Raw genomic sequence first — 22,353 nt, 5'->3', positions numbered from 1 at the left:
GACGACCCGCCGACAGTGGAGCAGTAGATGAGCAACATCGCGGTCATCGCCGTGGGAGGCAACGCACTCACCCGCGAGGACCAGCGAGGCACCCTCGAGGAGCAGTACGAGAACGCGCGGACCATGGCCAAGTCGGTCCGGTCGCTCCTGCGCAAGGGCTGGAAGATCATCATCGTCCACGGGAACGGCCCCCAGGTCGGCAACCTCGCGATCCAGCACGAGGAGAGTGCCCGGTTGGTGCCGGCCCAGCCCCTCTTCTCCCTCGGTGCCATGACGCAAGGCGCACTGGGCAGCCTCATCTGCCTGGCCCTGCACGACGTGTGCGGCACCGAGATCTCCGGGGCGGTGTCGGTGATCACCCACGTCGTCGTCGACCGGGACGACCCCGCCTTCGCGACCCCGACGAAGCCGATCGGTCCGTTCTTCACCGAGGCCGAGGCCGAGCTCTTCGCCGAGACGCGCGGCTGGACGATGGTCTCCGACGCAGGCCGCGGCTTCCGCCGGGTCGTCCCCTCCCCCATGCCACAAGCGACCCTGGAGGCCGACGCGATCGCGGCCCTCACGGCCGCCGGCCACATCGTCGTGGCGGCCGGCGGCGGCGGCATCCCGGTCGTCGAGGACCACGGCGTGCTCTGCGGGGTGGACGCCGTGATCGACAAGGACTTCGCGGCGGAGCGCATCGCATCAGCAGCCCACGCGAACGCACTGGTCATGGTCACCGGCGTCCCCTCGGTCAAGCTCGACTTCGGCAAGCCACACGAGCGGTCCGTGGAGGACATGACCGTGGCGGAGGCGCGGCAGCACCTCGCGGACGGCCAGTTCCCGCCCGGGAGCATGGGCCCGAAGATGAGCGCCGCCATCAAGTTCGTGGAGGGCCGGACCTCGCCGGAGGAGCCGCCCCGCTTCGCGGCCATCACCACGCCGGAGCTCGTCTACGCGACCCTCGACGAGCCCCATGGCGTCGTCGAGGGTCAGCGCGGCACGCGCATCCTCGCTGCCGCCCTCCCCACCCTCATCGACACCAAGGAGCTGGTCGGATGAGCACCCGCGTCACGGTGCGGAAGAACTCGTACAAGGACAGCGTCCGCCTCCTCGAGGCCACCCGAGCAATCCTCGGCGCCTCGGGTGTCTCCTGGGGGTGGGCCCTCATGGCGACGCCGGCCAACCTCGAAACCCTCGCCGAGCAGGGCATCACCGACGAGGTCGGCACGCCCGGAGCGAACGACCTCGTGCTCGCCGTGCAGGCCACGGACGACGAGTCCGCGACCGCCGCCCTCGAGACCGCCGAAGCGACCCTGTTCGCTGCGAACGCGGGCGCCGAGGAGGGCACCGTCGAGACCGCTACCGACCTGGCTGCCGCCCTGGCCGAACACCCCGGCGCCAACGTCGCGATCATCTCCGTCGCCGGGCCGTACGCCGCCCTCGAGGCCCACAAGGCGCTCAGCGCCGGCCTGGACGTGCTGCTCTTCAGCGACAACGTCCCCCTCGAGGACGAGGTCGCGCTCAAGGAGCGCGCCCGCGACCTCGGACGACTGGTGATGGGACCCGGAGCGGGTACCGCGATGCTGGCCGGCGCCGGCCTCGGGTTCGCCAACCGCGTGACCGCCGGTCCGGTGGGCATCGTCGCCGCCGCCGGAACCGGAGCCCAGGAGGTCATGAGCCTGCTGGACCGCTGGGGCACCGGAGTCTCCCACGTCATCGGCGTGGGCGGGCGCGACCTCTCGCCCGAGGTCGGTGGACTCATGGCCGAGTCCGCCCTGCGCGCACTCGACGCCGACGAACGAACTCAGGCCATCCTCCTGGTGTCCAAGCCGCCGGCCCGCGACGTGGCGGAGCGGCTGCTCGCCATCCCCTCGAAGCCGACCGTCGCTGCCCTCATGGGCCTGCGCGACGTGCTGTCGACCTCCGACAACGTGATCGTGGTGAACACGCTCGAGCGGGGAGCGGCTGAGACGCTGGCCATCGTCGGCGGCACCGAGCCGGACCTGGTCGGAAGCCTCGCCGAAGACGTCGCCGGCATCGTCACCGGCCTGGAGCCGTCGCGGACGAAGGTGGTGGGCCTCTACAGCGGCGGCACTCTCTGCTACGAGGCGCTCACGATCGCGACCGACCACATCGGCCCGATCCACTCCAACGTGCCGCTCGACAAGTCGCTGACCGTCGCGGCGGCCACGCCGCAGTCCCACCTCTTCCTGGACCTGGGCGAGGAGGAGTACACCAAGGGCCGACCGCACCCGATGATCGACCCCCAGGCGCGGATCGAGCTCCTGGAGAAGCAGGTCGACGACCAGCGCGTCGCGGCCGTCCTCCTCGATGTCGTCATCGGTGACGGGGCGCATGAAGACCCGGCCGGCATGCTCGCTCCTGCCATCGAGAAGGTGGTCGGCTCCGGCGCCGTGGTCGTGGCATATGTGCTCGGCACCGCGCTCGATCCGCAGGACCTCCACCAGCAGCAGGAGACCCTGCGCCGGGCCGGCTGCATCGTCACCGAGACCGCTGCCCGCGCCGCGCTCGCGGCCTCGGCGATCGCCCTGCGCGATCCCGCTCTCGTTGCGACAGAGCTCTAGGAGACGGGGTGGGAGACGCGCTGCGCGTTGCGCTCACGACGTACTCGGTCAAGCCACGCGGTGGCGTCGTGCACACGCTCGAGCTGGCCGAGGCACTCCAGGCGGCGGGGGTCGAGGTGACCGTCGTGGCACTGTCCGAGCAGGGTCGTGGCTTCTTCCGGACGGTCGACGTCCCCGTGCATCTCGTCGACGCACCCGCCGGCGCTGCCACGCTGGAGGAGCGGGTCTTCGCGTCGATCGCGGCCCTGACATCGGGTCTGACCGAGATCGGTCACCGGTTCGACGTCGTCCACAGCCAGGACTGCATCTCCGCTCGGGCCGCGGCACGCGTGCGTGATGCGGGCGCCCCGTTCCGGCTGGTCCGCACCGTGCACCACGTCGACGACTTCACCACCCAAGCCCTGGTCGACTGCCAGCGCAACGCCATCCTCGAGCCGGACGACGTGCTCGTGGTGAGCAGGCTGTGGCAGGAGCAGCTGCGGGTCGACTACGGCGTCAGCGCACAGATCGTCACCAACGGTGTTCGCAGCGATCGGTTCGGCGCGGGCATCACGCCCGGACGTCGACAGGAGCTGCGGGACCGGATCGGCGCGGCCGACCGTTTCGTCTACCTCACCGTCGGTGGCATCGAGCCCCGCAAGGGCACGGCCCACCTGGTGGACGCCCTGGCCAAGCTCAAGGCGACCCGTCCGGACCCGCCCACGCTCGCGATCATCGGCGGCCACTCGTTCCAGGACTACCGTGCCTACCGGGAACGAGTGCTCGCCTCGCTGGACGACCACGGCCTGGTGCTCGGCGAGGACGTCGTACTCCTGGGAACCGTGGCCGACGCCGAGCTGCCTGAGTGGTTCGGAGCCGCGGATGGCTTCGCGTTCCCCTCGATGAAGGAGGGCTGGGGCCTCGTCGTCCTCGAAGCCATGGCCGCCGGTCTCCCTGTCGTCACGTCCGACATCCCGGTCTTCCACGAGTTCCTGACCCGCGAGCGCGACGCGCTCATGACGCGGGCCGGCGATGCGGACTCGCTCGCGGAGGGGCTGGCGCGCCTCGTCGACGACCCGGCCACCCGCGAGCGGCTCGGCGTTCGCGGACCGCAGGTGGCGGCGGAGTACACGTGGGCCGCCACGGCCGCCCAGCACCTGGAGATCTACGGACGGGCGCTGCATGCCGGCGCACCGCCGCAGCCCGGACTCACACCCGCAACCGAAGGAGATCACGACGATGTCGAACACCGTAACCACCACGACTGACCGGGTCCCGGCCTGGGCCTACGTCATGGCACTGCTCGCCCTCGGCCTGCTGTACCTCCTGCTCCAGGACAACGGCGCCGTGCTGTCGAACGTCGCGCCGTACGTCCACGAGTTCACCCACGACGGCCGGCACGTGCTCGCCGTGCCCTGCCACTAGGAGCCCGCGATGAGCCTGTGGCGCACCAGCCTCCGCGCCTCACTCCTCGGCGGGCTCGCAGCCGGTGGGGTGGCTGCGGCCTTCACGCTCCTCGTCCTGGAGCCGACCATCAAGCTGGCGCTGGCCATCGAGGACGCTCGCAGTGCCGCCGCGCACGGGCATGGCGACATGGTCCACGAGACGGTGCTGGTCACCCGCGGCTGGCAGCAGGTGGGTGGTGCGCTGGCCGTGCTCGTCTCGGCCCTGCTGCTCTCGCTGATCTACTCCGTGGTGCTGACCCGCTTCCGGCGTGCCTGGAACGTCGGTGAGCTGCAGGGGGCACTCCTGGTCGCGCTCGGGTGCTTCGCGGTCTTCGCTCTCGCACCCGGCGTGAAGTACCCCGCGAACCCGCCCGCGGTCGGCGACCCGGCCACGGTCACCGAGCGTACGACGCTGTACGTCGGCTCGGTCGTTCTCGCGGCCCTCGTCGCAGTGGCTGTCCTGGTGGTCGCCGGCACCGCGCGTCGCCACCGGTGGTCGGCGACTCGCACCTGCTGGACCGTGGCAGCCGTGATGACCGCCGGCGGCGTCCTGCTCTTCGCCGGCCTGCCCCCGAGCCCGGACGCGATCCCGGCCGACGTGGGCGCGGGGCTGGTCTGGCGCTTCCGTGTCCAGTCGTTGGGCATGCTCGCCCTGCTCTGGGCAACCATCGGTCTGGTCAGCGGCACCCTCCTGGCCCGCCAGTCACGCGCGGACCGCGCCACGGCTCATGCCCGGCGGGCCCTCACCAGCTGGTGAGGGCCCGACACCGGATCGGTTCGTCCCGAGGACGCGCCTCAGCGCGCCCGGGAACGGCGCTCCAGCAGGCGCCAGAGCATGGGGGTGAAGATCAGCTGCATCGCCAGGTCCATCTTGCCGCCGGGGCAGACGATGGTGTTCGGGCGTGACATGAACGAGTCGTGCAGCATGGAGAGCAGGTACGGGAAGTCGATGCCCTGGGGCCGGGCGAAGCGGATCACGAGCATCGACTCGTCGGGGCTCGGGATGGTGCGTGCGATGAACGGGTTCGACGTGTCGACCACTGGAACCCGCTGGAAGTTGACGTGGGTCCGGGAGAACTGCGGGCAGATGTAGTTCACGTAGTCGTGCATGCGCCGCAGGATCGTCTCGGTCACGGCCTCGGTCGAGTACCCGCGCTGTGCCTTGTCCCGGTGCAGCTTCTGCGTCCACTCGAGGTTGATGACCGGCACGACGCCGATCACCAGGTCCGCGTGCTGCGCGACGTCGACCTTCTCGGTCACCACCGCGCCGTGCAGGCCCTCGTAGAAGAGAAGGTCGGTGCCCGCGTCGATGTCCTGCCAGGGCGTGAACGTCCCCGGCTCCTGGGCGTACGGCGCCGCCTCCGCCTCGTCGTGGAGGTACCTGCGGACCCGGCCGCCACCCGTCTCGCCGTACTCCCGGAACAAGGCCTCGAGCTCCTCGAACAGGTTCGCGTCGGGCCCGAAGTGGCTGAAGGTGTGGTCCCCCTCGGCGAACGCCCGGGCCATCTCGTCCGTCATGCCCACGCGGTCGTAGCGGTGGAAGCTGTCACCCTCCACGAACGCGGCGTTGACCCCCTCGCGACGGAAGATCTGTTCGAACGTACGCATCACCGAGGTCGTTCCCGCACCGGACGAGCCGGTGATCGCGACGACGGGGTGCTCGGCAGACACGACGCCCCCCGTCAGGCCGTGACGCGGTAGAGGCCACGGAAGCCGTAGAGCGGGCTGCCCTGGTCGTCGGACCCGTCGGCGCGCTCGTGGTAGCGCTCGATGCGCTCGACCTCGTCACGGCAGCCGAAGATCAGACCGATCCGCTGGTGCACGTCGGTGGGCTGGACCTCGAGCACCCGCTGTCGCCCGGTGGTCGCGCGCCCACCCGCCTGCTCGATGAGGAATGCGATCGGGTTCGCCTCGTAGAGCAGCCGCAGTCGGCCCTCCCTGGCGGGGTCCTTCGAGTCACGGGGGTACAGGAAGACCCCGCCCCGGATCAGGATGCGGTGCGCCTCGGCCACCAGGGACGCGACCCACCGCATGTTGAAGTCCTTCTCGCGTGGACCCGAGGTCCCGGCCAGGCACTCATCGATGTACCTCTGCACGGCCGGCTCCCAGAACCGGTGGTTGGAGCTGTTCACCGCGAACTCCGCCGTCGAGGCCGGCAGCGTGATGTTGTGGTGGGTCAGGAAGAACTCGCCGAGGTTCGGGTCGAGGGTGAAGCCGTGCACGCCGGTGCCGACGGTGATCACCAGGATCGTGGACGGGCCGTAGACGGCGTAGCCGCTGGCCACCTGTGCGGTGCCGGGCTGCAGGAAGTCCTGCGGCTCGGCGCCCACACCACCAGCGGCGGCGCGCAGGATCGAGAAGATGCTGCCGACCGACACGTTCACGTCGATGTTGGACGAGCCGTCGAGCGGGTCGAAGACCAGCAGGTACTTCCCCCGGGGGTACTCCACGGGGATGGCGTACGGCGCCTCGAGCTCCTCGGACGCCATGCCTGCGAGCTGTCCGCCCCACTCGTTGGCGCGCAGGAAGATGTCGTTGGCGAGCACGTCGAGCTTCTGCTGCCGCTCGCCCTGCACGTTGGTGGCCCCGGCCGAACCGAGCACTCCGGTCAGTGCCCCTGACGCGATGCGCCTCGAGATCGCCTTGCAGGCAAGGGCGACGTCGAGGATCAGCGAGTTGAGGTCGCCGCTCGAGCCGGGGTGGCGCCGGCGTTCCTCGATGAGGAACTGGGCCAGCGTAGAGCGTTCGGTCAGCACGTGCACTCCTCGCAGCTGGTGGTGGCTGCGACGAGCACACCAGCGCGCGTGGCGGCGTACATCAACCGCGGGGGTGAGCTCGGGGGTGGTCGCCGCTCACTTCACCCCGCGTCTCAGGCTCGGGGGTGAGGCTCCTCGCGGGGGCGGCTCCTAGCGTCGAGACGAGGCCGCCTATCCGTGAGGGAGTCCCGTCATGACGATCGAGGAGACCATCGCGACCATCCTGTCGCCGGCGAAGGGGATGCTCGTCATCGACGAGCATGCCGAGGCACTCGTCGGGGGTCGTGGCGACAGGGAGCCGGCGCACCGATTCACCGAGCTCGTCCTGAGCACGCCCGAGCTTGCCGGCCATGTGTCCTCCGTCCTGCTGACCCGCCACACGTTCGACGCGGTCGCCGGTCGCCTCCCCGCTGACCGGTTGGTCGGCGTCCGGCTCGACACCCGGTCCGACCCTGCGACGGGGTTCAGCGACCTGGTCCGCACCAGCGCCTCCTTCGTCGAATGGCGAGCGCACGTCCCACCGCACGAGGTGTCCAGGGGCGCCGTGCACATCCAGGCGGGGATACTGGCGCGCGGCGCCGCAGCCGCTCAGTCCGAGGGAATCGTCCCCGTGCTGACGGTGGCGATGCCGGATCTCACCCAGGCCACCATCCGGCTGTCACAGGCGGTGACCAGCAACGCGCTGGTGGCGCTGCGCGAGGAGCTCGACCAAGCCGGGGCCGACGCGTCTCGGCTGCTGCTGCGCGTGAACATGGTCGTCGCCGGCGAGGCCGATCCGGAACCCCACGACCCGCAGCAGGTCGCTGCGCTGACTCTCCTGGTGCTGGAGCGATGCCTCCCCGGGACCGCCGGCGTGCTGCTGCTCTCGGGCGGTCAGCCGCTGGACCGGGCGTGCGCGAACCTGCGGGCCATCTCGGCGCTCGCCGCGCGACGAGCCAGGCCCTGGCCGGTGACCTTCAGCTTCTGCCGACCGCTGGTCCGCGACGCCGCCCAGGCATTCTCCAACGGCGACACCGCCGAGGCCGCCCGGCTCGTGGTGGAGAGCGCCCGACGTGCGAGCGAGTCCCTGGAGCCGGCGCGCGTCTCGGACGACACCGTCGCGTGAGCGAAGCGCGGCCAGGGTCGGCCCGGCCGCGCTCGGCGTGACCAGGCCTCGCTCAGGGGATGGTCCGGCCCAGGGCCAGGATCGCCACCGGAGCGAAGAACGTGTAGGCCGCGGTGACGAGAAGCACCACCCCGAGGCCGCTCGCCTTGAACTTCCCGTACGTCGTGGCGGCGATCGCGAAGAACGCGACGAGCCAGACGACCAGGATCGAGCGGAACATCCAGCCCCCCTCGAAGAACTTCCACCAGAACAACGGCACGATGGCGACTGCGACGGCGAGGTTGCCGATCGGTCGCAGGTCCAGGCCCTTCACCTCGGTGACACCGAGGGCGATGAAGAACATCCCGTAGAAGACGACGAGCCCGGCGAGCACCACGGCCGCGTCCCCCAGAGGCGCAGGGCGCGCCGCCAGGATGTACGTCGCCGAGAGCAGGTCGACGATGCCTGCCGCGAGGGAGACCCAGCCCACGCTGACCAGGGGATCGGGGCCGTCGGCAGCGGCTCGCTTGGCGCCGATGCCGAGGAAGTACAACGCGTTCAGCCAGACAGCCAAGCCGCTGGCGATGAAGACCACAGTGATCGGTGGCACAGGGCAACTCCCGTCTATGTGTTTACGATACGACACGCATGCGTCGTAACGTAGAGGCGCGGTGGGGCCGCGTCAACAGACGGCCGTGCCGAGATCCGACTTCCTGCTGTGCCCGTCCAGGCACGTCTTGTTGCACCGCCGTCGCAGCCCCGCGCAACCGGCCGATCGTGGGTGGGGTGAGGCCTGGGGTGAGGTGGATCTCAGCCTTGTCCCGCTCGGACCCCCCGTACAGACTCGCTGCTTCCAACGATGCCGAGGACCACCGGAGGCCAGGGCCATGACGCGTACGGCGGGCTCCGCATGAGCGATCTCCCCTGGCTGAGCGTGCTGATGCTCACGCCGGTCGTCGGCGGGGTCGCACTGATGCTGCTGCCGAAGAACGGAGCGGCGGCGCTCCCCAAGCAGGTCGCCTTCGGGGTCAGCCTGCTGACCCTGGCGCTCGGCACCGCGATCGCGGCCCAGTACGACCCCAAGGGGGGCATGCAGTTCACCGAGAACGCCGAGTGGATCGAGGCACTCGGGGCTCACTACGCGCTCGGCGTGGACGGCATCGGCCTCACCCTGGTGCTGCTGAGCGTGATCCTCACCCCGGTGGTGATCCTGGCGTCCTGGGACGACGGCGACAACGGGCGCTGGTGGCCACGCGGGCTCTTCGCCTGGATGCTGGCGCTGGAGGGCCTCTCGATCGGCGTGTTCGCGGCCACCGACGTCCTGCTCTTCTACGTCTTCTTCGAGGCGAGCCTGATCCCGGTCTACTTCCTGATCGGCGGGTACGGCGGCGCCGACCGAGCCCGGGCCGCGGTGAAGTTCCTGCTCTACTCGCTGGCTGGTGGCCTGGTGATGCTGGCCTCGGTGATCGGCCTGTACGTCGAGTCCGCACGGCAACGAGCGGGGGCGTCCGGCGGCGCGACGTACCTGGTCTCGGAGCTCGCCGGCATCGACGTCGGCACCGACGTCGGACGCTGGCTCTTCCTCGGCTTCTTCGTGGCGTTCGCGATCAAGGCGCCGATGTTCCCGGTGCACACCTGGTTGCCGGACGCCACCGCGAACGCGACCCCGGGCACCTCGGTGCTGCTGGTCGGCGTGCTCGACAAGATCGGGACCTTCGGGATGGTCCGGTTCTGCCTGGAGCTGTTCCCGGAGGCGTCGAGATGGGCCACGCCGGCGGTCGTCGTGCTCGCGGTGGTCAGCATCGTCTACGGCGCTCTGCTGGCGATCGGCTCGGACAACATCCCGCGCTTGATCGCCTACACGAGCGTGTCGCACTTCGGCTTCATCGTGTTGGGCATCTTCGTGATGAACAGCCAGGGCCTGGCGGGTGCGAACCTCTACATGTTCAACCACGGCCTCTCCACAGCGGCGCTGTTCCTCGTCACCGGGTTCCTGATCTCCCGGCACGGCTCTGCGCTGATCAGCGACTTCGGCGGCGTCGAGAAGGTGGCGCCGGTGCTCGCGGGGTTCTTCCTCGTCGCCGGCCTGTCCTCGCTCGCGCTGCCCGGCCTGTCGCCGTTCGTCTCCGAGGTCCTGGTGCTCGTCGGGGCCTTCGCGCACAGCTGGGTCGCGGCCGCCTTCGCGGTCACCGGCATCGTGCTCGCCGCGACCTACATCCTGCTGATGTACCAGCGCACGATGACCGGTCCCGTCCGCGAGGAGGTCGCCGGGCTACCCGACCTGCGGCCGCGCGAGGTGGTCGCGTTGGCGCCGGTGCTGTCGCTGGTCGTCGTGCTCGGCTTCTTCCCCCAACCGCTCCTGGCCGTGATCAACCCCGCTGTCGCCCACACCCTGTCGCGGGTGGGCGAGCAGGATCCGGCGCCCACCGTCCGCGCGCCGGCGCCGGACGGAGCCCCCGAGTGACGCGTCGCCTCGCCTAGACCGCCGCGCCCTCGTCGTCCGCGAACAGGCTGCTGCCCCGGACGTCCTCTGCGGTGAGGGTCACCAGGTCCTCCTTGCGCAGCGGCCGGTTCAGGCCCACCAGCCGGCGGGCCTGGCGCAGGCGGCACCGCTCGACCGCGTTGCGCACGCTGCGCGCGTTGGAGAAGTTCGGCCGCTCCATCCGACGGGTGAGGTATTCCGAGAAGACCCCGCGCGCCTCCTCGTCGAAGCGGAAGTTCTCCGCCGCGACCATGAGGTCGGCGATCTGGACCAGCTCGGCGTGGTCGTAGTCCTTGAACTCGATGTGGTGGGGCACCCGAGAGCTCAGGCCCGGGTTGGCCGAGAAGAACCTGGCCATCCGGTCCGGGTAGCCGGCGAAGACGACCACGAGGTCGCCGCGCTCGTCCTCCATCTCGGTGAGCAGGATCTCGATGACCTCCTGTCCGTAGTCGCGCTCGTTCTCGGGCCGGAAGAGGTAGTAGGCCTCGTCGATGAAGAGCACCCCACCCGCGGCCCGGGCGAGCGCCTCCTTGGTCTTGGGCGCGGTGTGGCCGATGAACTGGCCGACCAGGTCGTCGCGCGTGACGACGTGCACCCGCGGCGCCCGGATGTAGCCGAGGGCGTGCAGGATGCTCGCCATCCGCATGGCCACCGTGGTCTTGCCCGTGCCGGGCCCCCCGGTGAAGCTCATGTGCAGCGTCGGCCTCGACGAGGTGAGCCCGAACCGCTCCCGGGCGCGGTCGACCTGCAGCAACGAGGCGATCTCCCGAACTCGCCGCTTGACCGACGCCAGACCGACCAGCTCGGCGTCGAGAGCGGCCAGGGTCTGCTCGACCCTCGCTGCCGCCTCGTCCACCGAGAGGTCGAGCTCCGCGTCGTCCGCGAGGGTCACCGGCTCGGCCGGCAGCTCCTCGGTGCGGGCCACCGTCGCCGGGTCGGTCGACGGTCGGGGGAACCCGAATCCCTGGGACGTGTTCATCCGTCACGCGCCCGCGTACCGAGCTCCGGCCGGCTTGTCGGTGGCGTAGGACCTCAGCGCGTAGCGCTGCGTCCGGTCAGGCCCCTCGACCCGCTCGAGCAGGAAGCCGGGCTCCTCCGCGGGACGCTGGACCAGGAACGACAGGGCGGTCGTCTGCTTGCCCAGGCGCGCGTCGTACGCCAGCACGCGGACGTAGCGACCGGGGAAGGCCCTGCGGCACTCGGTGATCTGGGCGAGGACGCCGTCGGGCTCGGCCAGGTCGAACATCGGCAGGCCCCACATCTCCCAGTAGACGTTGCGCGGGTGCGGGTCGTCGGTGTGCTCGACCGAGACCGGCCAGCCCTGGTCGAGGGCGTACTTGACCTGGGCCGCGATCTCGTCGTCCGTGAGGTCGGGCAGGTAGGAGAAGGTGCCGTAGCGCAGCTTCATCACGCGCTCCTTTCGGTGAGCGGCCCTCAGGCCGACGGTGACGCGGTCGGGACGAAGTCCGGTGCGTCGGTGCTCGTGTAGTCGAAGGTGATGTCACCCCAGGTCGACAGCGCGGCCTCCAGGGACTGACAGGTCCGCGCCGCGGCGCGGAGCACGTCGGGGCCCTCGCGCAGCAGGTCCCTGCCCTCGTTGCGCGCCTTGACGACGGCCTCCACCGCGACGCGGTTGGCCTCGGCCCCCGCGGCGATGCCGTACGGGTGGCCGATGGTGCCGCCGCCGAACTGCAGGATCACGTCGTCCTGGAACAGGTCGAGCAGCTGGTGCATCTGCCCGGCGTGGATGCCACCGGACGCCACCGGCATGACACCTGGCATCGACGCCCAGTCCTGGTCGAAGAAGATGCCGTTCTCCGGATTCGCCCCGAGCTCGTTCTCACGCAGGGTGTCGTAGAACCCGCGGGTGGTGGCCGGGTCGCCCTCGAGCTTCCCGACGACGGTGCCGGCGTGGACGTGGTCGACGCCCATCAGGCGGACCCACTTCGCGATCACCCGGAAGCTGACGCCGTGCGTCTTCTGACGCGTGTACGTCGAGTGCCCGGCGCGGTGCAGGTGCAGCAGCACGCCGTTCTGCCGGCACCAGTGCGCCATCGACTGGATCGCGGTGTAGCCGATCGTCAGGTCGATCATGAGCACGACGCTGCCGAGCTCCTTGGCGAACTCCGCGCGACGGTACATCTCCTCCATGGTCCCGGCGGTCACGTTCAAGTAGTGGCCCTTGATCTCGCCGGTCTCGGCGATCGCCTTGTTGACGCCCTCCATGGCGAAGAGGAAGCGGTCCCGCCAGCGCATGAACGGCTGGGAGTTGATGTTCTCGTCGTCCTTGGTGAAGTCGAGACCGCCCTTGCAGGCCTCGTAGACGACGCGGCCGTAGTTGCGCGCGGACAGGCCGAGCTTCGGCTTGACGGTCGCGCCGAGCAGCGGACGCCCGTACTTGTTGAGCATCTCGCGCTCCATGACGATGCCGTGCGCGGGGCCCTGGAAGGTCTTGGTGTAGGCGACCGGGATCCGCATGTCCTCGAGCCGGAGGGCCTTGAGCGGCTTGAACCCGAAGACGTTGCCGATGATCGACGAGGTGAGGTTGGCGATCGAGCCTTCCTCGAAGAGGTCGATGTCGTAGGCGACGTAGGCGAAGTACTCACCCGGTCGCCCCGGCACCGGGTCGACGCGGTAGGCCTTGGCCTGGTAGTGGGTGTTGGCGGTCAGCCGGTCGGTCCACACCACGGTCCAGGTCGCGGTGGAGGACTCCCCCGCAACGGCCGCCGCGGCCTCGATCGGGTCGACACCGTCCTGGGGTGCCACCCGGAAGACCGCGAGCACGTCAGTGTCCTTCGGTTCGTAGTCAGGGTTCCAGTAGCCCATCCCGGCGTAGCTCTGCACGCCCGGATCCCAGCGCTCCTTGGTCTCGACGGTGCCTTCGATGGTGGTCATCGCCCTTCCTTTCGTCCGCCCCACGGGGCAGCCCCAGCCTGGAGGAGGAACTGATCAACCACAATTGAGTCTCTTCCGCAGTTCGATAAGGCATCATTTAACTGTGCGAGCATCGCCCGACCTGCCGGCAGCCGCGACCTGGGCCCGGCTCCAGACGTTCATGGCGGTCTACGAGACCGGCAGCGTCAGGGCCGCCGCCGAGTCCCTCCACGTGACACCTCCCGCGGTCTCGGCCGCGGTCTCGGCCCTCGAGTCGGCACTCGGGGCGACGCTCTTCGGCAGGGCGGGGCGGGGCATCGTGCCCACGGACTCCGGCGAGGTCTTCGCGGGCTATGTCCGCAAGCTGCTGGGACTGCTGTCCGAGGCGGCCGGCGCGGTGCACGACGCCGACCGGGGCCGGGTCCGGATCGGTGCCGTCGCCACGGCCAGCGAGTACCTCCTGCCTCGACTGATGGCCTCCTTCGTCGCCGAGCACCCGCATGTCGAGCTGTCCGTGTCGGTCCTGCCCCGAGACGAGGTGTTCGCTCTCGCCGCCGACCACGCCGTCGACGTCGTCCTCGCCGGCCGCCCGCCACGGGGATCCGGCCTCGTGACCAGGGCGCGTCGTCCGAACCGTCTGGTCCTCGTGGGCCGGCCCGGCCAGTGGCAGGACCCGCTCACCACCACCTGGCTGCTGACCGCCCTCGGCTCGGGCACGCGCGACACGACGCTGTCCCTGCTCAGCCGGCTCCAGGCCGCGCCACCACTGCTCACCCTGGGCACGGCCGGCGCGGCGGTCGCGGGCGCGCGCCAGGGCCTGGGGGTCACGCTCGTCCACGAGGAGGCCGCACGTCCGCACCTGGACAGTGGCGAGCTGGCGACGTACCCACTGACCGGGACACCCCTGGAGCGCCCGTGGCACCTGTGCACCCCCTCGGAGCCCACGGCCGCGACGCGCCTGTTCCTGCGGCACGTGTGTGACCCCGACCGGGTGGGCGACGCGGCATTTCACACCAGGTCTCGCCTGCAGGGGTGAGTCCTTCCGGATCTCCGGGTCACATCCTGCCGACATGACGACGACGCTTCGCACCGTCCAGCCCACCCTCGCCGAGACCGCGCAGCTGATGACCGGCGGTGGCCGTGGTGTCCTCGCCGCCGACGAGTCGATCGCGACCATGTCCTCCCGGCTCGAGGCGGAGGGGATCCCCGCAGGTGCCGCCACGCGCCGCGACTACCGCGAGCTGCTGCTCACCGCCGACGGGCTGTCCGACTTCGTCAGCGGCTTCATCCTCGCTGACGAGACCTTCGGCCAGGAGCTGAGCGACGGACGTCCGTTCCCCGAGGCCTGCCGCGAGCTCGGCATCCTGCCCGGCATCAAGGTGGACACCGGCACCTCGCTGCTCCCCGGGCAGGGCGGTGCGCTGATCACCGAGGGTCTCGACCGGTTGGGCGCCCGACTCGCGTCGTACGCCGAACGGGGAGCTGCCTTCGCGAAGTGGCGCGCGGTGATCGACATCACGACGATCACCGAGTACGCGATGCACGTCAACGCGCAGGCGCTCGCCCGGTACGCCGCGCTCTGCCACCAGAACGGGATCGTCCCGGTCGTGGAGCCGGAGGTGCTCTGCGGCGGCGACCACGACCTGGCCACCTGCGCCCGGGTGTCGAGGCTCGCGCTCTCCTCGGTGTTCGAGGAGCTCGCGGTGGCCGGCGTGGACCTGTCGGGGATCGTCCTGAAGCCGAACTTCGTCACGCCCGGCCTGGACGCCCCCGCGGCATCCGCCCACGTCGTGGCCACGGCGACCCTCGAGGTCCTCCTCGGCGCCGTCCCCGCCACCGTGCCGGGCATCGCGTTCCTGTCCGGAGGCCACCCGACCGCCGATGTGTGCGCGTTCCTCTCCGAGCTCAACGCCCTTCCCGAGCGTCCGTGGAACGTCACCTTCTCCTTCGGGCGGGCGCTGGTCAGTGACGCCCTCCGCGCCTGGGCCGGCGACCCGGCCAACGTCACCGCCGCCCAACGGCGGCTCCTGGACAACTGCCGCGAAGCTGCCGACGCCCTCCGATGACCGACGTCCTGCACCGGCCCGGCATCCCGTCCGTCGACACCGACCGGCTGGCGATCGACACGATCGGCTTCCTCGCGGCGGACATGGTCGAGGCCGCCGACTCCGGACACCCGGGCATGCCGATGGGCGCCGCCCCGATGGCCTGGACGCTGTGGAGCCGGCACCTGCGCCACGACCCGGCGGCGCCGGATTGGGCGGACCGCGACCGCTTCGTGCTCTCGGCGGGCCACGGCTCGGCACTGCTCTACGGGCTGCTGCACATGTTCGGCTACGACCTCCCGGTGGAGGAGCTGCGCAACTTCCGGCAGCTGGGCTCCCGGACGCCCGGACACCCGGAGTACGGCGAGACACCGGGCGTCGAGTGCACCACCGGCCCGCTCGGCCAGGGGCTGGCGATGGCCGTCGGCATGGCCCTGGCCGAGCGGATGACGCACGCCCGCTACCCCGAGCTCACCGACCACCACACCTACGCGATCGTCGGCGACGGCTGCCTGATGGAGGGCATCAGCCACGAGGCCGCGTCGTTGGCCGGCCACCTCGGCCTGGGCCGGCTGGTCGTGCTCTGGGACGACAACGACATCACCATCGACGGCGGGGTCGGCCGCTCCTGCAGCGACGACCAGCTGGCCCGGTTCGCCGCCTACGGGTGGCACACCGCGTCGGTGGCGGACGGCACCGACGTCGAGGCGATCGACCAGGCGCTGACTCGTGCCAAGGCCGACCCGCGGCCCAGCTTCATCGCGGTCCGGACGGTCATCGGCCACGGCGTCCCGGGCGTCGAGGGCACCTCGAAGGCACACGGCTCGCCCCTGGGCGAGGAGCTGCTGGCCCGGACCAAGGAGCTGGCCGGCTGGGACCACCCGCCCTTCAGCGTGCCGGAGCCGGTGCGCACCGTCTGCGCCGGGCTGGCCGAGGCCGGCGCCCAGGCGCACGCCACGTGGGAGGCCCGCTTCGACGTGTTCGAGGGGGAACACGCGGAGGCGGCGGCCGAGTTCCGCCGTACCCAGGGCCGGGTGCTGCCCGCGGGGCTCGGTACCGCCCTCGACGGCACCGTCGGTGACGCGGCACGCGCCACCCGGCAGTCCTCGCAGGCCTGCCTGACCGCCGCCCGCGCGGTGCTGCCGGAGCTGGTCGGCGGGTCCGCCGACCTGGCCGGCTCCACCGGCACCGAGTACGGCGCCCCGGTGACCCGCGACGACTACTCCAGGAGCGCGATCGCGTTCGGGATCCGGGAGTTCGGCATGGCCGCGGTCCTCAACGGGATGAGCCTGCACGGTGGGTACCGGGTCTTCGGCAGCACGTTCTTGGTCTTCGCCGACTACCTGCGGCCGGCACTACGGCTCTCCGCGCTGATGCGCCAACCCGTCGTCTACGTGTTCACCCACGACTCGATCGCGGTGGGCGAGGACGGCCCCACGCATCAGCCCATCGGCCACATCGAGTCGCTCCGGGTCATCCCGGGGCTCCAGGTCCTCCGGCCGTCCGATGACGCCGAGACCGCTGTGGCCTGGCGGCTGGCGCTCGAACGCACCGACGGGCCCACCGCGCTGATCCTCTCCCGCCAGCCGGTGCCGCAGCTGCGGGGAGCGGGGTTCGAGGTCGACGGTCCGGTCGCGGTGGAGATCGTGGCCACCGGCTCCGAGGTGTCGCTGGCCGCGAGCGTCGCCGCTGCGCTCCGCACGGAGGGATACGGCGTGCGCGTGGTGTCGCCCCTCGACCGTGGCCGGTACACGCCGGACGCCTCGGCGACGACGGTCAGCATCGAGGCCGGCAGCACCTCCGGCTGGGCCGGCCTCGTGGACGTCGCGATCGGCATCGACGAGTTCGGCGCGAGCGGCCCCGGGGGTGAGGTGATGGCCCACCACGGGTTCACCACCGACGCGGTGCTCGCGCGGGTCCGCCGGCACCTCGACCGCGGGACCTGACGTGGGGCTCCTGGAGGCCGTCGTGTTCGACGTCGACGGCACGCTCGTGGACAGCGAGCGCGACGGCCACCGGCTCGCGTTCAACGCGGCGTTCGAGGAAGCGGGGCTGACCGACCGTTGGGACGTCGCGACCTACGGTCGGCTGCTCCGGATCACCGGTGGCACCAGGCGGCTCGCGGCCTGGTTCGAGGCAAAGGGCGCACCGGCCGGGCATGCGCGCGAGCTCGCGACCCGGCTGCACCGGCGCAAGACCGAGATCATGCGCCAGCTGATCGAGGACGGACACGTGCGCGCCCGCCCCGGTGTCGGACAGCTCCTCGACGACCTCGACGCCGAGGGCGTCCAGGTGCACGTGGCCACGACGGGAGCCCGAGCCTGGGTCGAGCCGCTGCTCGACCGCGTCTTCGGCCCCCGGTTCCGGACCGTGGTGACGGGCACCGAGGTGACCGAGCTCAAGCCCAGCCCGGCGGCGTACCTGCGGGTGCTCGAGCTGGCCGGCTGCTCCCCCGAGCGCACCGTGGCGGTCGAGGACTCGGCCAACGGGGTCCGGGCCGCGGTGGGTGCCGGCCTGCGCTGCGTGGCGGCGTACAACGACTACACCCGGGACGACGACCTGTCGTCGGCGGTGCTGGTCGCCGACGGCTTCACCGACCCGGCGCTGGTCGCGTGGTTCCACCAGCGCCTCCCTCGCCGGTGGCGGGGCCGCCCATGACAGAGAACCGGCAGACCCGACGCCGGACCGACTCTCTCGTCGCGGCCTACGACGGAGTGATCTGCGACCTGGACGGCGTCGTCTATCGCGGGCCGACCGCCGTGCCCGGCGCGGTCGAGACGGTGAACGAGGTCGCGGCCGACCAGGTCGGAGTCGCCTTCGCGACCAACAACGCCTCGCGCCCGCCGGACGAGGTCGCCGCGCACCTGCGCGAGCTGGGGGTCGACGGGCACGGCTGGTCGGTGGTGACCAGCTCACAGGCCGCCGCGGCGTACCTGGCCCAGCGGCTCCGGACCCACGCCCCTGTGCTGGCGGTCGGAGGGCCAGGCGTCTCGAAGGCCCTCACCGAGGTGGGACTGGTGCCACTGCGCGTCCGCGACCTCACCGACACCCGCGTCGAGGCCGTGGTCCAGGGGCTGGGGGTCGACGTCACGTGGCGCGAGCTCGCCGAGGTCGGCTACCTCGCCCAGCGCGGGGTGACCTGGGTGGCGACCAACCTCGACCTGTTCCTCCCGACCGCGGATGGCCCGGCCCCCGGCAACGGAGCGCTGGTGGCCGCCGTCCGCGCCGCCACGTCCGCGGTGCCGCACGTGGTGGGCAAGCCAGGGCCCGCTCTCTTCGACCTGGCTCGCGCCGGCCTCGGTACGTCCCGGGAGCGGACCATCGCCTGCGGCGACCGGCTGGACACCGACATCGCCGGTGCCACCGCGGCCGGCCTGGATTCGCTGCTGGTCCTGTCCGGCGCCTCTCGCCTGCAGGACCTGGCCTTCGCCACGGGGCCGCAGCGTCCGACGTACGTCGCCGCCGACCTGTCGGGACTGCGACGATCCGGACTGCGCCTGGACGCGCCCCCGCCCGACCCGGCCCCGCTCGCCCCGACCGGCGTGCCCCGGGTCCCGGCCGGTGGCGACCAGAGCGGCAGGCTGCACGCCGTCGTGACCGCCGCGTGGACCGCGCTCGACGCCGGTCTCGCGGTCTCCGCCGACCGCGAGACCTGGCAAGCCGTCGAGCAGCAGCTCGGCCTCGCCGGGGTCCCGGTCGCCGTCGCGTAGGGCGGCCGACGGACGCGATTAAGTTACCTGTGGGTAGGATTCTTCTCACGCCGCCCGGGGAATGACGCGGTCTGCCGCTGCCAATAGGCTCGCGAGGCGCGTCCCCGACGCATCCGAACACCCACCCGAGAGGGAGTCGACGAGTGACTGCAACGCTGATCCTGGGCCTGGTGATCAACGCGATCGCCCTGCCGATCGCGGGCAAGCGGATCTGGTTCCTGTACCGGCTGATCGCCAGCGGCCAGCCCGCGCCGGACCGCATCGCCGGGGTCACCGCACGGCTCGGCACCGCCATCAAGCGCGAGGTCGTCGAGGTGTTCGGCCAGCGCAAGATGCTGAAGTGGACGGTGCCCGGCACCGCCCACTTCTTCGTGATGTGGGCGTTCTTCATCCTCGCCACGGTCTACGTGGAGGCCTACGCGGTCCTGGTCACCCGCGACCCGGAGTGGAGCTGGCTCGTCTTCGGCAACTGGGCCTTCCTCGGCTTCCTGCAGGACTTCATCGCGGTGATGTGCACGCTCGGCCTGGTCGTCTTCTGGGCGATCCGGCTGCGCAACCAGCCCAAGCAGCTGGGCCGCAAGTCCCGGTTCTTCGGCTCGCACCTCGGCCCGGCGTACTTCACGCTGTTCATGATCTTCAACGTCATCTGGACGATGTTCCTGTTCCGCGGAGCCGTCGAGGCGCGCGTCCACGCCACCGGGAGCGAGACCGGCTACGGCAAGGCGGCGTTCGTCTCCTACGCGCTCGGCACCGTGCTGCCCGACAGCACCGCGCTGATCGGCATCGGCCTGCTGCTCCACATCGGCGTGATGCTGGTCTTCCTGATCTTCGTGCTGAACTCCAAGCACCTGCACATCTTCATGGCGCCGATCAACGTGCTCTTCGGGCGCGAGCCGATCGCGCTGGGTGCCGCGAAGCCGCTGATCTCCGACGGCAAGCCGATCACGCTCGACGACATCGACGACCTCGACGAGGACGCCAAGCTCGGCGTCGGCGCGGTCGAGGACTTCACCTGGAAGGGCGTGCTGGACTTCGCGACCTGCACCGAGTGCGGCCGCTGCCAGTCGCAGTGCCCGGCCTGGAACACCGAGAAGCCGCTGTCGCCGAAGCTGCTGATCATGGCGCTGCGCGACGCGACCTTCAAGAAGGCGCCGTACCTGCTGGCCGCCGAGGACAAGCGCGAGGCCGTCCTCGAGGGCAGCGACACCCTGGTCAAGGAGGTCGAGCGGCCACTGGTCGGCGACACCGGCGACGAGTGGTTCTACATGCCCGAGGACGGCTCCGGCGTCATCGACCCCGACGTGCTGTGGTCCTGCGTCACCTGCGGCGCCTGCGTGCAGCAGTGCCCGGTCGACATCGAGCACGTCGACCACATCGTCGACATGCGCCGCTACCAGGTGCTCGTGGAGTCGAACTTCCCCAGCGAGCTCAACCAGCTCTTCCGCGGCCTGGAGAACAACGGCAACCCGTGGAACATGTCGCCCAACGCCCGGATGGACTGGGCCAAGGGCCTGGACTTCGACGTCCCGGTGGTCGGCGACTCCATCGAGTCGCTGGACGAGGTCGAGTGGCTGTTCTGGGTCGGCTGCGCCGGCGCCTACGAGGACCGCGCCAAGAAGACCACCCGCGCGGTCGCCGAGCTGCTGCACATCGCCGACGTGTCCTTCGGCGTCCTGGGCAACGGCGAGACCTGCACCGGTGACTCCGCCCGCCGCGCCGGCAACGAGTTCGTGTTCCAGGGCCTGGCGCAGCAGAACGTGGAGACGTTCAAGGAGTACCAGGTCAAGAAGGTCGTCTCGACCTGCGCGCACTGCTTCAACACGCTCAAGAACGAGTACAAGGAGTTCGGCATCGAGCTGGAGGTCGTGCACCACACCCAGCTGCTGAACCGGCTGGTGCGCGAAGGGAAGCTGACCCCGGTCCGCGAGGGCGCCGGCGCCCACAAGCGCTCGATCACCTACCACGACCCCTGCTACATCGGTCGCCACAACGGCGTCTACACCCCGCCGCGCGAGCTGCTCCAGGTGCTGCCCGGCGCCGAGTACGTCGAGATGGAGCGCAACTCCGAGCGGTCCTTCTGCTGCGGCGCCGGCGGTGCTCGGATGTGGATGGAGGAGACGATCGGCTCGCGGATCAACGAGAACCGCACCGCCGAGGCCGTCGGCACCGGCGCGGACCAGATCGCGGTCGGCTGCCCCTTCTGCCGCGTGATGCTCTCCGACGGACTCACCGCCCAGCAGGCCAAGGGCGAGGCCCGAACCGAGGTCGAGGTCCTCGACGTCGCGCAGATGCTGCTCGCGTCGGTCAAGGGCGAGCAGGCCACCAAGCTGGCGCCGGGTGCCGGCGCCGCCGCGCCGGCGGCGCGGTCGGTCGAGACCAAGGCCGAGCCCGAGGCCGGCGACGAGACGATCACCGAGGACACCGTGGTGGCGACCGAGGACGCCGGCCCGGCGGCCAAGGCCTCCGGCGGGACCTCGCTGTTCGACACGCCCGCCGACTCGGAGACCGCGACCGAGGAGAAGTCGCCCGCCGAGGAGGCGCAGGCCGCGAAGCCGGCGTCGTCCGGCGGCTCGCTCTTCGACCTCGGCGGCGACGAGGAGAAGCCGACGCCCGAGCCCGAGGCGCAGACCGCGGTGGCCCAGAAGGGCAGCGAGGGCGCGACCCCGGGGTCGCTGTTCGACATCGCGGACCAGAAGACGGACGAGCACGAGCAGCCGAAGGCCGAGGAGCCCACGGCCGAGGAGCGCAAGGCCGAGGAGCCCAAGGCCGAGGAGCCCAAGGCCGAGACGAAGGCCGACCTCGGGTCCGGTGGCTCGCTGTTCGACATCGCCGCGGACGAGCCGGCGGCGCCGGCCGCGGAGACGAAGGCCGAGCCGGAGCCGGAGGCGAAGGCCGAGCAGGCGAAGGCCGAAGAGAAGCCGCAGGTCGACCTCGGCTCCGGCGGCTCGCTGTTCGACATCGAGGCGCCGGCCGAGGAGCCGAAGGCGGCAGAGCCCAGGGCCGAGGAGCCTGCGCCCGAGCCCGAGCCCGAGGCCGAGCCCGAGCCGACGGCGTCCGCCGACTCCGGGAAGCCCGACCCGGCCGCGCTCAGCGCCGCCGCCACCGCGGCCGCGAGCGGCGAGCCCGCCGCCGAGCCGGAGCCGGAGCCGGAGCCGGAGCCCGAGTCGGAGCCGGAGGCCGCGCCCGAGCTCGAGGAGCAGGAGCAGGCCGAGGAGAAGAAGCCGAAGCCGGCGGCCAGCGGCGAGGCGCACCAGCCGAAGACCGACGTGGACATCAACGAGTCCGGGTCGCTCTTCGACCTCTGACCGACCGCGCGACCGAACGGGTCGTGTGCCTGAGGACGCGCCATGGCGCGTTCTGGGGCACACGACCGGTTCTGCGTTCGGGGGCGGTCGGTAGCCGTCTCGACCC

At 71.1% G+C, this 22,353-nt stretch carries 19 protein-coding genes; 13 read left to right on the top strand and 6 right to left on the bottom strand.

All coding sequences use genetic code 11. The annotated features are described in order from the left end of the window. Window positions 1-27: 27 nt before the first annotated feature. Genes ABD086_RS01785 through ABD086_RS01765 form a run of 5 tightly spaced genes read left to right on the top strand, consistent with a single transcriptional unit; the run spans window position 28 to window position 4,748 of the window. Entirely contained in the window at window positions 28-1,041 is a 1,014-nt protein-coding gene (locus ABD086_RS01785; protein ID WP_343905101.1) for a carbamate kinase, read from the top strand. Then, a complete protein-coding gene (locus ABD086_RS01780) occupies window positions 1,038-2,567 on the top strand; it encodes an AllF/FdrA family protein (RefSeq protein ID WP_343905099.1) in 1,530 nt (509 codons plus the stop codon). Before ABD086_RS01785 ends, ABD086_RS01780 begins: the two co-directional genes overlap by 4 nt. 8 nt (window positions 2,568-2,575) lie before the next feature. Continuing rightward, entirely contained in the window at window positions 2,576-3,814 is a 1,239-nt protein-coding gene (locus ABD086_RS01775; protein ID WP_343905097.1) for an MSMEG_0565 family glycosyltransferase, read from the top strand. After that, a complete protein-coding gene (locus ABD086_RS01770) occupies window positions 3,786-3,971 on the top strand; it encodes a CbtB domain-containing protein (protein WP_343905095.1) in 186 nt (61 codons plus the stop codon). Before ABD086_RS01775 ends, ABD086_RS01770 begins: the two co-directional genes overlap by 29 nt. Window positions 3,972-3,980: 9 nt before the next feature. Continuing rightward, a complete protein-coding gene (locus tag ABD086_RS01765) occupies window positions 3,981-4,748 on the top strand; it encodes a CbtA family protein (RefSeq protein WP_343905094.1) in 768 nt (255 codons plus the stop codon). 38 nt (window positions 4,749-4,786) lie between these two features. On the opposite strand, the gene ABD086_RS01760 is transcribed toward ABD086_RS01765, so the two are convergent. Together ABD086_RS01760 and ABD086_RS01755 are read right to left on the bottom strand one after the other, a co-directional pair. Next, window positions 4,787-5,662 (bottom strand): phosphoribulokinase, encoded by an 876-nt coding sequence (locus ABD086_RS01760; RefSeq protein WP_343905092.1) that lies wholly within the window; start codon window positions 5,660-5,662, stop codon window positions 4,787-4,789. An 11-nt stretch (window positions 5,663-5,673) separates the two neighbouring features. Next, window positions 5,674-6,747, bottom strand: coding sequence for a class 1 fructose-bisphosphatase (locus ABD086_RS01755; protein WP_343905090.1), 1,074 nt, complete (start codon window positions 6,745-6,747; stop codon window positions 5,674-5,676). Between the two features lie 193 nt (window positions 6,748-6,940). On the opposite strand from ABD086_RS01755, the gene ABD086_RS01750 reads away from it, so the two are divergent. Further along, complete coding sequence (locus ABD086_RS01750; protein WP_343905089.1) at window positions 6,941-7,852, top strand: class I fructose-bisphosphate aldolase; 912 nt, start codon at window positions 6,941-6,943, stop codon at window positions 7,850-7,852. A 52-nt stretch (window positions 7,853-7,904) separates the two neighbouring features. Here ABD086_RS01750 and ABD086_RS01745 read toward each other — a convergent pair whose 3' ends face one another. Further along, window positions 7,905-8,441 carry a hypothetical protein gene (locus ABD086_RS01745; protein WP_343905087.1) on the bottom strand — a complete coding sequence of 179 codons (537 nt, stop codon included), beginning with the start codon at window positions 8,439-8,441 and terminating at the stop codon, window positions 7,905-7,907. A gap of 300 nt (window positions 8,442-8,741) precedes the next feature. On the opposite strand from ABD086_RS01745, the gene ABD086_RS01740 reads away from it, so the two are divergent. Beyond that, a complete protein-coding gene (locus ABD086_RS01740) occupies window positions 8,742-10,295 on the top strand; it encodes an NADH-quinone oxidoreductase subunit M (RefSeq protein ID WP_343905085.1) in 1,554 nt (517 codons plus the stop codon). 13 nt (window positions 10,296-10,308) lie between these two features. Here ABD086_RS01740 and ABD086_RS01735 read toward each other — a convergent pair whose 3' ends face one another. The 3 genes from ABD086_RS01735 to ABD086_RS01725 are packed head-to-tail and all read right to left on the bottom strand — an operon-like array spanning window position 10,309 to window position 13,208. Then, window positions 10,309-11,292, bottom strand: a complete 984-nt coding sequence (locus ABD086_RS01735) for an AAA family ATPase (RefSeq protein WP_343905083.1) — start codon at window positions 11,290-11,292, stop codon at window positions 10,309-10,311. A gap of 3 nt (window positions 11,293-11,295) precedes the next feature. Then, entirely contained in the window at window positions 11,296-11,721 is a 426-nt protein-coding gene (locus ABD086_RS01730; protein ID WP_343905081.1) for a ribulose bisphosphate carboxylase small subunit, read from the bottom strand. Window positions 11,722-11,747: 26 nt separating this feature from the next. Continuing rightward, window positions 11,748-13,208: a form I ribulose bisphosphate carboxylase large subunit gene (locus tag ABD086_RS01725; RefSeq protein ID WP_343905079.1), complete on the bottom strand. Its 1,461-nt coding sequence runs from the start codon at window positions 13,206-13,208 to the stop codon at window positions 11,748-11,750. 103 nt (window positions 13,209-13,311) lie between these two features. Here ABD086_RS01725 and ABD086_RS01720 point away from each other — a divergent pair, with 103 nt between their 5' ends. From ABD086_RS01720 to ABD086_RS01695, 6 genes are all read left to right on the top strand, one after another. Further along, window positions 13,312-14,223, top strand: a complete 912-nt coding sequence (locus ABD086_RS01720) for a LysR family transcriptional regulator (RefSeq protein WP_343905077.1) — start codon at window positions 13,312-13,314, stop codon at window positions 14,221-14,223. A 34-nt stretch (window positions 14,224-14,257) separates the two neighbouring features. Beyond that, window positions 14,258-15,253, top strand: a complete 996-nt coding sequence (locus ABD086_RS01715) for a class I fructose-bisphosphate aldolase (protein ID WP_343905075.1) — start codon at window positions 14,258-14,260, stop codon at window positions 15,251-15,253. After that, window positions 15,250-17,178 (top strand): transketolase, encoded by a 1,929-nt coding sequence (tkt, locus tag ABD086_RS01710; protein WP_343905074.1) that lies wholly within the window; start codon window positions 15,250-15,252, stop codon window positions 17,176-17,178. Before ABD086_RS01715 ends, tkt begins: the two co-directional genes overlap by 4 nt. 1 nt (window position 17,179) lies before the next feature. Next, entirely contained in the window at window positions 17,180-17,890 is a 711-nt protein-coding gene (locus tag ABD086_RS01705; RefSeq protein ID WP_343905072.1) for an HAD-IA family hydrolase, read from the top strand. Next, complete coding sequence (locus ABD086_RS01700) at window positions 17,887-18,942, top strand: HAD-IIA family hydrolase (protein WP_343905070.1); 1,056 nt, start codon at window positions 17,887-17,889, stop codon at window positions 18,940-18,942. The genes ABD086_RS01705 and ABD086_RS01700 overlap by 4 nt, the downstream gene beginning before the upstream one ends. Before the next feature lie 143 nt (window positions 18,943-19,085). Beyond that, entirely contained in the window at window positions 19,086-22,247 is a 3,162-nt protein-coding gene (locus tag ABD086_RS01695) for a heterodisulfide reductase-related iron-sulfur binding cluster (RefSeq protein ID WP_343905068.1), read from the top strand. Window positions 22,248-22,353 lie beyond the last annotated feature (106 nt).

It is taken from the genome of Nocardioides aquiterrae (assembly GCF_039526625.1).
GTDB classification, from domain to species: domain Bacteria; phylum Actinomycetota; class Actinomycetes; order Propionibacteriales; family Nocardioidaceae; genus Nocardioides; species Nocardioides aquiterrae.
This window is presented reverse-complemented; position numbering and strand designations above follow the sequence as displayed.